The organism is Sporosarcina thermotolerans, assembly GCF_042658975.1.
In the GTDB taxonomy this organism is placed as follows: domain Bacteria; phylum Bacillota; class Bacilli; order Bacillales_A; family Planococcaceae; genus Sporosarcina; species Sporosarcina thermotolerans.
The window spans coordinates 1-15,098 of the sequence record NZ_JBHSRM010000009.1; the positions used below are offsets into that span (position 1 = coordinate 1).

Annotated in this window: 13 protein-coding genes, 1 rRNA gene and 3 riboswitches; of the genes, 4 read left to right on the forward strand and 10 right to left on the reverse strand. The window is 42.4% G+C overall.

The genetic code is table 11. The annotated features are described in order from the left end of the window. From ACFPZG_RS05415 to ACFPZG_RS05450, 8 genes are all read right to left on the reverse strand, one after another. Nucleotides 1-73, reverse strand: a 16S ribosomal RNA gene (locus ACFPZG_RS05415); the annotation flags it as partial. A 338-nt stretch (nucleotides 74-411) separates the two neighbouring features. Then, entirely contained in the window at nucleotides 412-1,746 is a 1,335-nt protein-coding gene (locus ACFPZG_RS05420; protein WP_283733985.1) for an NCS2 family permease, read from the reverse strand. Between the two features lie 113 nt (nucleotides 1,747-1,859). After that, a riboswitch (purine riboswitch) is annotated at nucleotides 1,860-1,961 on the reverse strand. Further along, nucleotides 1,957-3,342: a glutamine-hydrolyzing GMP synthase gene (gene guaA, locus ACFPZG_RS05425; RefSeq protein ID WP_283733984.1), complete on the reverse strand. Its 1,386-nt coding sequence runs from the start codon at nucleotides 3,340-3,342 to the stop codon at nucleotides 1,957-1,959. Its footprint overlaps the riboswitch before it by 5 nt. Nucleotides 3,343-3,452: 110 nt before the next feature. After that, nucleotides 3,453-3,554, reverse strand: a riboswitch (purine riboswitch). 31 nt (nucleotides 3,555-3,585) lie between these two features. Next, on the reverse strand, nucleotides 3,586-5,781 hold the full coding sequence (locus ACFPZG_RS05430; protein ID WP_317940855.1) for a transglutaminase TgpA family protein: 2,196 nt from the start codon (nucleotides 5,779-5,781) through the stop codon (nucleotides 3,586-3,588). Continuing rightward, nucleotides 5,778-6,989, reverse strand: coding sequence for a DUF58 domain-containing protein (locus ACFPZG_RS05435; protein ID WP_317940856.1), 1,212 nt, complete (start codon nucleotides 6,987-6,989; stop codon nucleotides 5,778-5,780). The genes ACFPZG_RS05430 and ACFPZG_RS05435 overlap by 4 nt, the downstream gene beginning before the upstream one ends. After that, a complete protein-coding gene (locus ACFPZG_RS05440; RefSeq protein ID WP_283733979.1) occupies nucleotides 6,986-7,936 on the reverse strand; it encodes an AAA family ATPase in 951 nt (316 codons plus the stop codon). The genes ACFPZG_RS05435 and ACFPZG_RS05440 overlap by 4 nt, the downstream gene beginning before the upstream one ends. A 158-nt stretch (nucleotides 7,937-8,094) precedes the next feature. Further along, nucleotides 8,095-8,919, reverse strand: coding sequence for an ammonia-dependent NAD(+) synthetase (gene nadE, locus ACFPZG_RS05445; RefSeq protein WP_283733978.1), 825 nt, complete (start codon nucleotides 8,917-8,919; stop codon nucleotides 8,095-8,097). Between the two features lie 11 nt (nucleotides 8,920-8,930). Next, nucleotides 8,931-10,400, reverse strand: a complete 1,470-nt coding sequence (locus ACFPZG_RS05450) for a nicotinate phosphoribosyltransferase (RefSeq protein WP_317940857.1) — start codon at nucleotides 10,398-10,400, stop codon at nucleotides 8,931-8,933. Between the two features lie 160 nt (nucleotides 10,401-10,560). Between ACFPZG_RS05450 and ACFPZG_RS05455 the strand changes: the two genes are divergently transcribed. The 3 genes from ACFPZG_RS05455 to ACFPZG_RS05465 all read left to right on the forward strand — a co-directional run bounded on the left by ACFPZG_RS05455 (nucleotide 10,561) and on the right by ACFPZG_RS05465 (nucleotide 12,960). After that, nucleotides 10,561-11,289 (forward strand): ABC transporter ATP-binding protein, encoded by a 729-nt coding sequence (locus ACFPZG_RS05455; protein ID WP_381426430.1) that lies wholly within the window; start codon nucleotides 10,561-10,563, stop codon nucleotides 11,287-11,289. Then, nucleotides 11,286-12,047, forward strand: a complete 762-nt coding sequence (locus tag ACFPZG_RS05460; protein WP_283733977.1) for an ABC transporter permease — start codon at nucleotides 11,286-11,288, stop codon at nucleotides 12,045-12,047. Before ACFPZG_RS05455 ends, ACFPZG_RS05460 begins: the two co-directional genes overlap by 4 nt. 79 nt (nucleotides 12,048-12,126) lie before the next feature. Then, on the forward strand, nucleotides 12,127-12,960 hold the full coding sequence (locus ACFPZG_RS05465; protein WP_317940859.1) for a CPBP family intramembrane glutamic endopeptidase: 834 nt from the start codon (nucleotides 12,127-12,129) through the stop codon (nucleotides 12,958-12,960). Nucleotides 12,961-12,989: 29 nt separating this feature from the next. Here the strand turns inward: ACFPZG_RS05465 and ACFPZG_RS05470 are convergent, their stop codons facing one another. After that, entirely contained in the window at nucleotides 12,990-13,304 is a 315-nt protein-coding gene (locus ACFPZG_RS05470) for a DMT family transporter (protein ID WP_283733974.1), read from the reverse strand. Between the two features lies 1 nt (nucleotide 13,305). Further along, nucleotides 13,306-13,644 carry a DMT family transporter gene (locus ACFPZG_RS05475; protein ID WP_317940860.1) on the reverse strand — a complete coding sequence of 113 codons (339 nt, stop codon included), beginning with the start codon at nucleotides 13,642-13,644 and terminating at the stop codon, nucleotides 13,306-13,308. A gap of 137 nt (nucleotides 13,645-13,781) precedes the next feature. After that, nucleotides 13,782-13,887: riboswitch (SAM riboswitch) on the forward strand. Between the two features lie 80 nt (nucleotides 13,888-13,967). Here ACFPZG_RS05475 and ACFPZG_RS05480 point away from each other — a divergent pair. Continuing rightward, the gene (locus ACFPZG_RS05480; RefSeq protein ID WP_317940861.1) at nucleotides 13,968-15,095 is read left to right on the forward strand and encodes a methionine biosynthesis PLP-dependent protein; all 1,128 of its coding nucleotides are present in this window, start codon (nucleotides 13,968-13,970) and stop codon (nucleotides 15,093-15,095) included. The last annotated feature ends 3 nt before the right edge of the window (nucleotides 15,096-15,098 follow it).

Here is a 15,098-nt window from a genome sequence, read left to right on the forward strand (position 1 = left end):
CAATCCGCTCGACTTGCATGTATTAGGCACGCCGCCAGCGTTCGTCCTGAGCCAGGATCAAACTCTCCATGAAAGAGAAATTCGAATAGCTCGAGTTTCTTGCTGGCATCATTTAAGATGTCAATTTCGAATCCGAAGATTCGTTTTGTTCTTTTCACCGACAGGGTCGGCTCCAGAACTTTATTTGTTGACGTTTTGCTGTTCAGTTTTCAAGGTTCATTTGTTTGTCTATTGCTGTCGGTTTTTGTCGTGCTCCCGACTGCTTTATTACTATACCAAATCAATTTAACTTCGTCAACACTTTTACTAAACTTTTTATCCAACCCCCCTCCCCTATCTTAGGAAACCCTTTATGTATGCAGATTACGACATATATAAAAGAACGGCTCAATAGAACCGTTCCGACAAAACTTACTTTATAAATATGAAGTAAAGAATAAAGATAATAAACATTGCATACATGATCGGATGGATTTCTTTTCGTCTACCAGCTAACAGCATAGTGATTGGGTAGAAGATGAACCCGATTGCGATACCTGTTGCGATACTGTAAGACAACGGCATGAAGATAATGACGAAAAATGCAGGGATTGCGATTTCGAATTTAGTCCATTCAATATTTCCAAGAGCCGACACCATAAGAACACCAACAATAATTAAAGCCGGAGCTGTAACTGCCGGTGTAATGATAAAGAGCAATGGTGAGAAGAACAAGGCTAAAATGAAAAGCAAGCCTGTTACAATAGAAGCAAACCCTGTTCGTGCACCCGCAGCGACACCCGCTGATGATTCAACATAAGATGTTGTCGTTGATGTACCGAAAATTGCTCCCGTTACAGTAGCCATTGAGTCTGCAAGCAACGCTCTTCCTGCACGTGGCAATTTGTCTTCCTTCATTAAACCTGCTTGAGTAGCAACCGCAACAAGCGTTCCTGCAGTATCAAAGAAGTCGACGAATAAGAATGTAATGACAATAACAAGGAATTGAGTTGTCATTAAAGACATAGGGTCTTGGAAAAACACATCAAAAGCCGCTCCGAAAGTCGGAGAAACATCTGGAACCTTATCTACAATTTTTGTTGGGACATCAATTAACTTCACAAACATCCCTAAAATGGTAGTCATGATCATTCCGTAGAAGATGGCACCATTGACTTTTTTCACCATCATGATCACCGTAACGACCAATCCAAAAATGGCAAGCAATGTAGGGCCCGCGGATAAATCTCCAAGTGCAACAAGGGTGTTTGGATCCCCTACAATGATATCGGCATTTTGAAGACCAAGGAATGTGATAAATAATCCGATACCCGCTCCAACCGCGTACTTCAATTGAGCAGGAATTGCATTAATGATCAGTTCACGTAATCCGGATAATGATAAGATGATAAAAATAATTCCTGAAAATAGAACGCCAGTCAAACCTACTTGCCATGGAATTCCGTAAGTTAATACGACTGTAAAAGCGAAGAACGCATTCAATCCCATACCAGGTGCAAGTCCAATCGGGTATCTTGCGATCAAACCCATAAATAAGGAACCGACTGCTGCGGCAAGTGCTGTCGCGACGAAAACGGCGCCTTTATCCATGCGCATCGCTTCAGGTAAATCTGGAACAGCTTCCAATGAAAGCATGATCGGATTAACCGCCAATATATAAGCCATCGCCAAAAACGTTGTTAATCCCCCAATAAATTCCCTGCGGTAATTCGTCCCTAACTTTTCGAACTCAAAGTATTTCTTCATAATTAACCGTCCTTTTAATATATTCAAAGTTTCATAGTGTCTTAAATAAAAAAAGAAGCATACGACACGTACTCGTATACTTCCCTAATGACAGTTAATTTAAAAGGATTTCTCCTATCTAATTCAACTATCGTAGTCGAAACATTTAAGGTGTTTCGGTAGAGACTTATGGGCCATATTCCCAAGATTATACGATGTGTTTATTAAGTTTTACTCCCACTCGATTGTGCCAGGTGGCTTTCCTGTAATATCGTAGACTACACGGTTGACGTGGTCTACTTCAGTTGTAATTCGCGTGCTAATTTTTTCAAGAATATCCCAAGGGATTCTTGCCCAATCTGCAGTCATGCCATCTACGGAATGTACCGCGCGAAGACCTACAGCGTAATCATAAGAACGTTTTTCGTTTCTGACGCCAACGCTTCGGATATCAGGTAGGATTGCAAAGTACTGCCAAATTTCACGATCAAGACCGGCTTTAGCAATTTCATCACGAAGAATCCAGTCTGCTTCACGGACAATGTCAAGCTTCTCTTCCGTGATTTCTCCTAAAACGCGAACTCCAAGTCCCGGTCCCGGGAATGGCTGGCGATGTACGATTTCGGAGGGAAGACCAAGTTCAGCACCGACTGCGCGCACTTCATCTTTGAACAGCGCCTTCAATGGCTCGATTAATTCGAATTCCATATCTTCAGGTAGACCGCCTACATTATGATGGGATTTGATGACTTCTTTTGTCGCAGTTCCACTCTCGATAATATCTGCATAAATTGTACCTTGTGCAAGGAAGTCAATTCCTTCAAGCTTCGCTGATTCCTCATCGAATACATATATGAATTCATTGCCGATGATTTTACGTTTTTGCTCTGGATCAGTTACGCCTTTCAGCTTGTCCAAGAAGCGTGTACGTGCATCCACTTTAATGAAGTTCATATGGAACTGATTGCTGAACGTATCTACAACACTTTCAACTTCAAATTTACGAAGAAGACCATGGTCAACAAAAATACAAGTCAACTGGTCACCGATTGCACGGTGGATCAATGCAGCAACAACCGATGAGTCGACGCCGCCACTTAGTGCGCAAAGGACTTTACGATCGCCAACTTGGGAACGGATCTTTTCAACTTCGATTTCAATTAAGGTTTGCATCGACCAACTTGCATTTGTTTCGCAAATGTCTTCAACAAAATGTTGGATTTTTCCTTTCAGATTGTCTGTTTTTTCGGCATCCGGATGCAGGCGCATGCCATAAAGTTGTTTTTCTTCATCGATTGAAGAGAAACCGTCTAACAGTTCTGAAGCTCCTCCAAAATGCTTCACAATGAATTGTGCCCCTGATTCGATTCCAAGGACAGGGATGCCTAAGTCGAACAATGAGGAATCAATGCTAAACATGTCTTCCTTTTCGCCACCGGCAAGAATAATTCCGACAGCTTGCATGCTTTTAAGTTCTTCAGCTGTTACTGTATGAGGGTGTAATTCACTGTAAACGCCTAACTCACGTATCGTCCGCGTGATCAGTTGGTTATATTTGCTACCGAAATCAATTACTACAATCTTTTCTTGTTCGATCAATAAAGGAGCCGTTGACAATTGATCCACCTCTTCCAAAGTAGTTTCCGATGCCTTTAAAATCAGTAAAGACGCGTTAGAAAGTACTTCCTTTCCACGCGTCTTACCATTCTACAATAGGCATAAATAGACAAATCCATCCATGCCATCATAGACAAGTCATTCACGGTGACTTGGTAGAAACGTCCGAACCATATTATCAGACTTATACGAGGGCTATCGGTTGTTCATTTTTTCCTATCATACCCCTCGATTCAGTAAAAATCAACCAGTAGCTCTAATGATTAAATCTTCCCATATTTCCTGTAAACTTGCCCAATCTTGATGATTTGTATATCCGCCGTAAAGCCCTTGCTCATACACTTCGGTTAGTTTACCCATTTGTCTTCCGCCGAAGTAAGTATCAACAGTCTTTGCATATTCCGCAAGCGTCATGCTATCGGTTCTCATAATACCGAAACGTTCCAATTGCTTAAGTAGGCTTTTGTATTGTTTCGTGAATTGAACCCAATTCGGCTTTCTTTTTCGAAGGGAATGAACTAACAGCTTCGGAACCCACTTTCCGCGATTCCTGTAAATTAGCCAAACAATAAACAACAACGAGAGGATGCTTATAATTCCAACCCAAGCGTGTTTTTGCAAGTAATCGCCTACTGATTTCATGAAAGAACCAAAACCACCCAAGTCTTTTGCTTTAGCCACTGGTGTTTCATCCTGTTTTGGCTCCGGTCTTTCGCGTTCTTCCAAATTTGGAATTTCTGTGTCACTTATATCCGATTCAAGGTCATATTGGATATCGGCAGGATTAGAAAATCCGATGGTCGGTTCAAAAGGTACCCAACCGAATCCTGGAATATAAGCCTCCACCCATGAGTGTGCCTCATTGTTGGTGATTTTATATTCGATTTTCCCATTCGAGTTTGCCTTTCCTTCGCCCGGCGCAAAACCCTTTACCCATCTTGCAGGAATATCGACCGACCTTAGCATGACGACCATCGATGTTGAAAAGTTGTCGCAGTACCCTCTTTTCGTATCAAATAGGAACTGATCCACGTAGTCCTCATTTCCTCTTGGGATAGCTACATTTTGCTGATCATAGGAAAATCCGCTTCTTGTAAAATATCGTTCAATTGATTTGGCTTTTTCATAAACGCTCTCTTCTTTTCCTGTAATATCCATCGCGAGCTCCCGGACGCGTTCTGGTAATTGTTCAGGAAGCTGCAGGTATTCGGAGAGTTCCGGTACTTCGGAATCAGAATGATAGTTCTCCATTGTCACTTCACGCAACGCCTTCAGACTATAGGTTCGCTCAGTAAAATCGACACTAAACGAATCTAAGTCATAATTTCCCCCATCCTTTATCGCCCACAGCTGGCCGGTCTCCTCTTGCTTTTTAAGCAATACGTCTGTCCTTGCATGAACTATGGATGTCCCGTATGGATAAACGAGATAAGGCAATTGCTCCCTCATGCTAATTTCTGCATGTAGATTATTGTCGGCTTCAGAATAATCAACCTGTTGCAGAATAGCACCGGGTACATAAGTGACAGGCGGGTTTTCTACTAACTGTTGCTCCCAACCTTTTGAGGTATACGTATTTTTCGTTTCAATCCTCCAATACTGCTTCCGTGGGACCGTGGCTGTAAAGACTAACGTATCGTCTTCTGAAAAGGCACCGCCAAGCCTTGAATCATCGGAATCGTATCCACTTTTCGCGGCAGAGCCACCAGTTCCGCTCCCTTCGCCAAGAACTGCTGACTTCAAGAAAGGAATTGGATCCGCCCAGACTGGGTCTTTTTCAGGCATGAAACTTGCGAATGTACTGCTTACAATTACCGCAAATAATAAAGGGACTGAAAAGGCCGCGAACATTCCTGTATTCAATCTCCTGTCATGTTTTTCAGTTAAACGCGAAATGGTCAATAAACCGATTAATAATAGACCGGTAACCATAATGCGGAAAATTGCCGCGTCCGCAACATATGAACTGAATGTATCCAACACAGAGATGAAAAAGACCGTCATCGCATAAAAAAGCAGTATGCTCTTTCGCACTTCTATCCAATGTCGGATCAAGTAAATTGTCATCCATAAAAGTATGAAAAAGAGGACAGTCCGCATTGGATTCGTGATGCTCTGCCAATCACCACTAACAACAATTGAAAAGTTCGATAATAGATCCTTCGCTAAAAGGTTCGTGGATTCTTTTGTTAAAAAAATGGTGTGAAAAAAAACAAAATGAATCGACCAGAAAAGATAAAGGATACTCAATGGAACAGTTAGCCACCACTTCATCCCTATTAATCTAAAAAGAAAGGATAGTCCGATGAACCAAAGAAAAATCCCTATATATTCGGTATCCGTCAGTTCAATGACTGGCAATAGCCATTCCCATAGCAAAATAAAGGCGAGCGCATACATAAGTATAAGAAAGCGAATATCCGTCTTTCCGTCTTTCATAAATTCGCCACCTCCTTGAACGCATCGGAAAATTGCATTTTACCTAAGACATGAATTGTGATTCCCTTCGATTCCGCGTATCTAATCTGTTCCTGTAATCGCTCTGAAACCGGAACAGTTTTGTTTACGACAACAAAGCAAATGACGGATTTTCGATTTTTAACAAACCCCATCACTGATTGAACAAAAGGCCAATCCGGACTTCCAGTTACGAGGACAACACTTCCAGCAACAGCTGTAAATGTAAATGATTCTAATGGATTCACGTCCTCCGCAGGTATCGGCCTCACTTTTGCCAAATGCACAAAAACATCATGCAGCTGATCCGCAGAGTTGATGAATGGAAATACGGATGTTTCTGCCCCCGCTGAAACGAATGCGATATTCGATTGTGTACCTGAGGCTTCCTCTACTATGGACGCCGTTAGTTCAACTTGTTCTTCGAAGGTTTCCGATTCCCGGTTGTCAAGCATTATGATAAGATCCTCCGACTGCCGGTCTTCAAATTCCTTCGTCATCAGATTTTGAGTGCGTGCGAATGATTTCCAATGAATCCAAGTGACCCGGTCACCTGCTTGATAATCCCGTACTCCCGTCGCCATCGTTGTATCCTTTATAAGAGAGAATGGAGACGCAAGCGATCCACGGTCATACTGGGCATTGATCGGGGCGTAATGCATCGGTGTCGTATTTGGGAAGACAAGGATTGTATCCTTTAAATCTATAAATCCTCTTTTTTGAATCCAGCCAAAAAAATCAGTTACTTCTATTTCGATTCCCTCGACAATATGTTCCCCTCTTGGCATACGTTCGATTTCATAAGACCATTCAACTTCTTTTTTAAATCCGAAGATAAAAATATGCTTTGTCCGGTTGTTTGCATTCGCCGCCAACTCGGAATCTACCCATTGTTCACTGGCTACGGTATAGAGCAATGGAAAAGGAAACGAACGATGAAGTTTAACGGTAACCGTTAGCTTCCCTCCACTCTTAACAACATGCGAACGTGTAATGCGTTCCGCCTTTATCGTATTAATCGGATAGACAAAGAGAATGATTGAATACAAAAGGAAGGGAGTCAACATATAAAATATCGTCCAGCTTACTTTCCCACCTTGAAACATCGCAAAAACATACACAGAAAAGAAGAGGCTGACGATGAACGCAAAGCGACCTGTCATCGATAGCAGTTTTCTTCCTTTGTTCATTTCAATTTTACCCGTTCAATCGGAACGCTAACTCGTGTAAGAATTCTCTCCACGATTTCATTCGCAGTTATTCCTTCATATTTTGCCTCTGATTTAAGGATAATACGATGGCCAAAAACAAACGGCGCCAAATACTTTACATCATCAGGCGTCACATATGTTCTTCCTTTAATCAGTGCATAGGCCTGGCAAGATTTCATGAGTGCAAGTGACCCACGCGGGCTGACTCCAAGGTACACATAAGGGTTATTGCGGGTTTCCGAGGCGCAATCGACAATATATGTTTTGATGGTGTCATCGACATTCACTTCTTTGACGGCTTGTTGAAGCTCAGTCAATTCCAGGATTGTTAGAACGGTTTCCAAATGGTCGATCGGTACAGTTTTTTCTGCACGAGCTAAAACTTGCACCTCCTCAAGCCTTTTTGGATATCCCATCTTTAATTTGAACAAAAATCGGTCCAATTGCGCCTCCGGCAATGGGTATGTCCCTTCGTACTCTATAGGATTCTGAGTGGCCATTACGAAAAACGGCTGTGGAATCCGAATAGTTTCCCCGTCTACAGTGACGGAAGATTCCTCCATGCTTTCAAGCAAAGCAGCTTGTGTTTTCGGAGAAGTACGATTGATCTCATCTGCTAAAACGATATTTCCTACAATCGGTCCCGGCCTGAACTCGAATTCCATCTCCTTTGGATTGTAGATCGAAACGCCCAGGACATCGGATGGCAATAAATCCGGTGTGAACTGTATTCGTTTAAAAGTGGCTCCTATCGATTTAGCCAATGCTTTTACCATCATCGTTTTCCCGACACCCGGCACGTCCTCAAGGAGTACATGGCCACCTGCGAGTAGAGCGGTTAAACTTAACTCCGCGATGTCCCGTTTACCGATCATTACCTTTTCGATATTCGCTAAAACTTTATCAATCTTATGTGCATGTGTCATTCTATTTCCTCCGTTTTTAGATTCTCTCTATTTAACATGTCCGAAAATTTACAAAATGTATCCTTATAATACAATAATTCTATAAAACCCACAACTACCGAAGAGTTTACACAATAAGAAAACCCGCTATCGAAATTAGGCGATAGCGGGTTTTGTATTCATTTCCAAAAATCATCAAAAATCGTAATAGGCATATGCCTCTTATGTTCAGACTTACGGTAAAGCTTTTCAATTGTTTCAAGTGCCAGCTTGGAAACTTGTTTCCCCTCAAGAAAATCATCAATCTCTTCGTAGGTGACACCGAGGGCAATTTCATCTGGCAAAGCAGGCTTGTCGTCTTCAAGGTCTGCAGTCGGTACTTTGATGTACAAATGCTCCGGGCATCCGAGTTCTTTCAATAATCGTCGGCCTTGCCGTTTGTTCAACCGGTAGATTGGCATCAGGTCCGCTGCCCCGTCCCCGAATTTCGTATAGAAACCAGTTAGAGCTTCTGCCGCATGGTCCGTACCTAACACGACACAACCAAGTGTGGCTGCTATGGAAAATTGGACTTTCATGCGTTCCCGGGCCTTTTCATTTCCTTTTGTATAATCGGAAATGACGATGCCTGCTTGAGCAAGCGCTCGTTCACTGGCGTCCACTGCTTCCTTAACGTCTACAGTGTATGTTACTGACGGCTTCATGAATTCAAGTGCATCTTGGGCGTCATCCTCGTCAAACTGTTTGCCATATGGGAGCCTTACGGCAATGAATTTATAACGGTCTGTCTGATTTTCCACATTCAATTCATCGACTGCCATTTGTGCAAGCTTCCCAACAAGCGTCGAATCCTGACCTCCTGAAATGCCAAGTACGAAGCCGTTGACAAATGTATTTTTCTTGGCATATTCCTTCATAAAGTCAATTGATTTACGAATTTCTTCTTGTGGATCAATATCGGGCTTGCTCTTTAGCTGAGCAATTACCTCTTCTTGGAATGTCATGTCTGGACCTCCTATTTCATCAAGAACTCATCGACCATCTCTTGTACTTCACGGATATTGCGCATTTTGTTATCCCAACATTTTTGACTTAGGTCAACAGGGTATTCTTCAGGATTCAAGGAGCGCTTATATTCATCCCATAATAAGTTCAAGTTTTCATGTGCATAGTTACGCATTTCATCCAATGAAGGATTCGTATAAATCACTTTCCCGCCTTCAACCACTTTTGTATGTAGATCGATGGCATCGAAGTTCGTCACAAATTTCGAGATGAATGTATGCACAGGATGGAACATTTTAATCCTTTTTTCGACCGTTGGATCTTCGTCATGCATTGTAATATAGTCGCCTTCAGCTTTACCATTCTCGCGATCAATGATGCGATACAGTTTTTTCTGGCCCGGAGTCGTCACTTTTTCAACATTGTTCGAAATCTTGATCGTATCTTCCATCTCACCATTTTCATTTTCAATAGCCACTATTTTATAGACCGCACCAAGTGCAGGTTGGTCGTAGGCTGTGATCAGCTTTGTTCCGATCCCCCATGTATCGACCTTTGCCCCTTGGGCTTTCAAGTTCAGGATGGTGTATTCATCAAGATCATTTGATACGACGATTTTCGCATCAGGGAATCCTGCTGCATCAAGCATACGGCGCGCCTCTTTCGAAAGAAATGAGATGTCGCCACTGTCGAGTCGAATGCCGATGAAATTGATTTTATCCCCAAGCTCTTTAGCAACTTGGATAGCTGTCGGAATGCCAATTTTCAACGTATTGTACGTATCAACAAGAAACACACAATCCTTATGGCGTTTAGCGTATGAATGAAATGCCTCGTATTCACTTTTATATGCTTGGACCATAGCATGTGCATGTGTTCCAGCGACCGGAATGCCAAAACGTTTCCCAGCACGTACATTACTTGTCGCTTCAACTCCGCCGATGACAGCGGCACGCGCTCCCCAAACCGCAGCATCCATTTCATGTGCACGGCGGCTTCCGAACTCCATGACAACATCATCTTTAACAACTTGTTTGATACGGCTCGCTTTTGTCGCTATCAATGTCTGGAAGTTGACGATGTTTAAAAGTGCCGTTTCAACAAGCTGTGCTTCAGCGAGAGTCGTTTCCACCCGAAGGATTGGTTCATTGGCAAATACAAGTTCCCCTTCTTTCATGGAGTAAACGTCGCCAGTGAAACGTAGGTCTTTTAGATAGGTGAGGAAATCATCTTGAAAACCAAGTTCGTCCCTCAAATATACGATATCGCTTTCACTGAAATGAAAATCTCTTAAATAATCAAGGATCCGTTCAAGACCTGCAAAAATCGCGTAGCCATTCCCGAACGGCAAGTTCCTGAAGAAAAGTTCGAACACCGCTTTCCTTTCATGAATACCGTCCGCCCAATAGGATTCCGTCATATTAATTTGATAAAGATCGGTATGTAATGCCAAACTGTCGTCTGTATAAATCGAGCTCATGCCAAATCTCCTTCTTCCGCTTTCTAATGCTTACAGTATACACTATTTACCCAATTTCAAATGGGAAATAACATAAAGTAAAACTACATTGGATAGGTTGTCCTTATTCATTTATGGTAAAGTCTAAGGAAATCGTGCAAAAAACGGAGGTATGACCTTGATGTCTGCTTATAAGCCAGCACTCCATTTCAACCATGTTAGTTACACAATTCATGACAATTCCATCTTGAAAGATATTACCGGCTCCTTTCCAATGGGGAAAATCACGACTTTGGTCGGTCCTTCCGGTGCAGGGAAAACAACATTACTCAAGTTATGCAATGGCCTTCTTTCCCCGAATGAGGGTGAAATCTATGTTGAAGATCAACCAATCAAAGACATGGATCCTAATAGGTTGCGTCGCCATGTGGGTATTGTACTGCAAAACTCCCCGATGATTAAAGGGACAGTCTATGATAATCTGGCGCTCCCCCTACATTTGCAAGGATTGGACTTACCAAGGGAAATTGCAATTGAACTGCTTGAATCGGTAGGATTGGGTTTACAGTTTTTAGATTTTAATGTAAATGATTTATCGGGTGGACAACGTCAAAAAGTATCGATTGGCAGGACTTTGGCCAATCAATCCGGGGTTCTTTTGTTAGATGAAATAACCTCCGCCTTGGATCGAGTTTCTTTGCAAGAAATAGAAGTTTTGATTCGAAGGATTCAACAAGAGCGGGACGTTTCAATCATCTGGATTACTCATAACTTGGAGCAGGCAATGAGGATGGCGGATTACGTTTGGGTATTAATGGACGGTAATCTGATTGAGGCGGGCAATGCCAATCTATTGAAAACTTCAAAGAACGTGAAAGTACAAGGGTTTTTAAAGGGGGAAGGAAATTGAGCTACTATGCATTATCCTTAACCCTTATTTTCGTACTGATTCCATTGCTTCTTTCTAAAACACTGAAATTGGGGCTTGAAAAGGATACGATCGTTGCCACTGTACGATCGATTATCCAGTTATTGCTTGTCGGCTATGTACTTAAGTTCGTCTTCGATTCGGAGAACTTTTTATTCATCATCTTAATGGTAGTTCTAATGATTGCCGCTGCGACGCAAAATGCTCGAAAGAAAGGGAAAGGGATTCGGGGCATTACATGGAAACTGATTGTTACATTTATAACCGTTGAACTGCTAACGCAAGGTCTTTTAATCGGCCTGCAAATTGTTCCACCCACCGCTCAATTCATCATTTCAATTAGCGGCATGTTAATCGGCAATTCAATGGTACTCTCCATTCTTTTCCTGAATCGTTTTTCTTCGGAAATTGAATCTAATAGCGATGAAATAGAGTTGATCCTTTCTCTTGGAGGGACGCCGAAGCAGGCCATTCATCAACAGCTCATCAATGCCATTAAATCAAGCTTGATTCCAACGATAGAAAGCCAGAAAACGATTGGTCTTGTTCAGCTACCTGGTATGATGAGCGGTCAAATAATAGCTGGCGCCGACCCTATGCAGGCAGTGCAATTCCAACTGATCATCCTCTTTCTTCTATTGGCAACGGCTGCCGTTACAAGTATCATGTTAGGATTTCTCTCTTACCCAACATTGTTTAATGGGAGGATGCAAATGATCAGAGCGAAACGGTTAAAATGAGATAGACTATTTTATCGATTCATATAACATAGTGACATATCATTCCAGTTCGCCTAAGATTAATCAAGGGGGTGTTTTCTTGTTTGAAGAGATGAAAATCCGTTATTTATTCGCGTTATCGGTTGTAAGTTTACTTGTTTTAGTTGTATTTACAGTTGGGGTCGGAGTTAACGAGGAGTTCTTCGGAGCTGCTGCAAATATCGTTATTTATGCGATTATACCTGCAATTTTTTTCGGGTATTATTTCAATAAGTATCCGAACGTGATTCGGGATACGGTTTTCTTCAAGGGGATAAAACCGTGGGGTCCAGCCATAGTTGGCATCGTCATTGTATCTATCGTACTCTCTTTAAGTTCATTTTGGTTGCTCGTCTTTGTCGTTGACCCAATACTCCCGGCATTTGCTGATTTTCTAATGACTGAAGTGCCAATGCCTACGAATCCCGTCTTATTGGTAACTGAAATTATTGCTATCACCATCTTGGGCCCGATTGTCGAGGAATTCGTCTTCCGGGGAGTTTTCTTGCATCGCTTCATGAAGAAAACATCAATGTGGGGCGGTATTTTGATATCGAGCATCCTTTTCGGGGTTTTGCATGCCGATATGATCGGCGCTTTCCTATTCGGACTTATCGCATGTCTACTTTACTTGCGAACCGGAAACCTTTTACTACCGATTTTGATGCATATATTGAACAACACGCTTGCTGTGATCTCTTCATTTTTGCCAGCCTCATGGTTCGATGGCGTGGTTATCGCAACGCGTGAGGATATTATTAACAATGCTAGCACATTGTCTGTCCTACTTGTTATCAGTTCAATTTTAACTGCCTATATCGTAGTAAAATTAGGAAAAGGTTTATCGAAGAAAAGAGAAGAAGCAATGAGTGCACTTGAAACGATATCCGAGTGAGCGAAAGGGCGACTGAATCGCCCTTTTTTTCATCCAAATAATTTCAACCCGACTGCCCCACCGATGATTAAGCATAAGAAAAGGATCCGTTTCCATCCAGCTGCTTCCTTGAAAAACAAAATGCCCATCAAGACAGCCCCCGCAGCACCTAATCCAGTCCAAACTGGGTACGCAGTCCCCATCGGAATTTCACGCATCGCAAGCGATAGAAAATAAAATCCTATTGAAAATGTAGCGACAATTACTATCAATCGTTGCCATGACCTCTTTTGCAAATATAAGTTAATGGACATGACTCCGAAAATCTCGCCTAAACTGGCGATGACAAGATAAACCCATGCCATTTCATTCGCCCCCCTCTTCCACCGGGATTGACTCAACGGAAGTCATCTTTATCCCAATAACACCGACGATAATAATTGCAATGAAAAACACCTTCATGATGGAAAGCTCCGCATTGAAAAACAGAAAATCGACCAACACAATCGCCGCAGCTCCAGAACCGGTGAAAACCGCATAAACTGTCCCCGACGGCAGCTTCTCACATGCTTTTATAATTGCGTAAAAGCTGATGATGATCGCAACAACAGTCCCCGCCCACTCTATGGCGGAGTCGGAATACCTAAGTCCAATCACCCAAAACACTTCGATGATCGCCGCCAATAAAACATAAAGCCAAGCCAATAAAAATCCCCCTCACCACTCAACATGACCCCATTATAGCAAATCATTTATAAAGTTATTTTCAGAGCTCTCTTGCAATCTATACAGAATCATGGTAATTTTAGATAAATCATTTTTCCAACAATTATATATTTTGTTTCTTATCAAGAGAGACGGAGGGATTTGGCCCGACGAAGTCTCAGCAACCAGCTCGATTTGGCATGGTGCTAATTCCAAAAGACGACCCCGTCTTGAAGATAAGAAGATTGATCTCAACAACCGTTGAAGGCCCTCTTCTTATTCGAAGAGGGCCTTTTTATATCGATAAACCAAAGGAGATGGACATGTTGACAAATCATAGCATAAACACGAAATTGGTACAGTTAGGAAATCATAGCGATCCGAGAACAGGAGCAGTCAATCCCCCAATCCACTTCTCCACCGCCTACAAACATGACGGCTTAGGGCTCTCCACAGGATACGACTACACAAGGACGAAAAACCCAACACGGACAATCCTCGAAGAAGGAATTGCCAATTTGGAAAACGGCGACCGAGGCTACGCATGCAGTTCCGGGATGGCAGCTATCCAACTTTCCCTCTCCATCTTCAAGCCTGGAGATGAACTGATTGCACCTGACGACATATACGGAGGTACCTATCGTCTGTTCAAACAATATGCCAATATATATGGCATTACGACATTCTATACTTCATTTCAAAATGTAGAAGAAACAGAGAGGCTTATCACAGAGAACACAAAAGCACTTTTTATCGAAACACCGACGAATCCGCTTATGCTGGAAATAGATATTGAAAAATACGCGGCGCTTGCGAAGAAACACGGGTTGCTGTTAATCGTCGATAATACGTTTTTAACGCCTTTCTATCAGCGCCCAATTGAACTTGGTGCGGATATCGTCATCCATAGCGCGACAAAATACATCGGTGGTCATAATGATGTATTGGCCGGACTTGTTGTTGCGAAAGGGGAAGAATTATGCAATCTTTTAGGCGAAAACCATAATGCGATTGGCGCCACGCTATCCCCTTTCGATTCATGGCTTGTCGTCCGCGGATTAAAGACATTGCATGTACGGATGAAACAACATGACGCAAATGCAAAGGAGCTCGTCGCCTATTTGGAAAATGAACCGCTTATAGCGGATGTCCTTTATGCAGGAAAAGGTGGAATGATTTCCTTCCGACTTCAAAACAGCGAATGGATCGGTCCGTTTCTCAAGAACTTACACCTTATTACTTTTGCTGAAAGCCTCGGCGGTGTAGAAAGCCTCATTACATATCCGACGACACAAACCCATGCTGATATCCCTGAGGAGGAAAGGGAAAAACGTGGAGTGGACAAACGGCTATTGCGTTTTTCCGTAGGGTTGGAAGAAGCTGAAGATTTAATTGACGACTTAAAGCAAGCCCTAACAGCAGCTTCAAAATCCCCCGTTCTTTCTAACTAATAA

What these genes read in the sequence shown, in the direction of transcription:
- ACFPZG_RS05420 (WP_283733985.1), bottom strand. Translation starts at nt 1,746, where the DNA reads ATGAAGAAATACTTTGAGTTCGAAAAGTTAGGGACGAATTACCGCAGG.
- ACFPZG_RS05430 (WP_317940855.1), bottom strand. Translation starts at nt 5,781, where the DNA reads ATGAAAGACGGAAAGACGGATATTCGCTTTCTTATACTTATGTATGCG.
- ACFPZG_RS05435 (WP_317940856.1), bottom strand. Translation starts at nt 6,989, where the DNA reads ATGAACAAAGGAAGAAAACTGCTATCGATGACAGGTCGCTTTGCGTTC.
- ACFPZG_RS05440 (WP_283733979.1), bottom strand. Translation starts at nt 7,936, where the DNA reads ATGACACATGCACATAAGATTGATAAAGTTTTAGCGAATATCGAAAAG.
- nadE (WP_283733978.1), bottom strand. Translation starts at nt 8,919, where the DNA reads ATGACATTCCAAGAAGAGGTAATTGCTCAGCTAAAGAGCAAGCCCGAT.
- ACFPZG_RS05450 (WP_317940857.1), bottom strand. Translation starts at nt 10,400, where the DNA reads ATGAGCTCGATTTATACAGACGACAGTTTGGCATTACATACCGATCTT.
- ACFPZG_RS05455 (WP_381426430.1), top strand. Translation starts at nt 10,561, where the DNA reads ATGTCTGCTTATAAGCCAGCACTCCATTTCAACCATGTTAGTTACACA.
- ACFPZG_RS05470 (WP_283733974.1), bottom strand. Translation starts at nt 13,304, where the DNA reads ATGGCATGGGTTTATCTTGTCATCGCCAGTTTAGGCGAGATTTTCGGA.
- ACFPZG_RS05480 (WP_317940861.1), top strand. Translation starts at nt 13,968, where the DNA reads ATGTTGACAAATCATAGCATAAACACGAAATTGGTACAGTTAGGAAAT.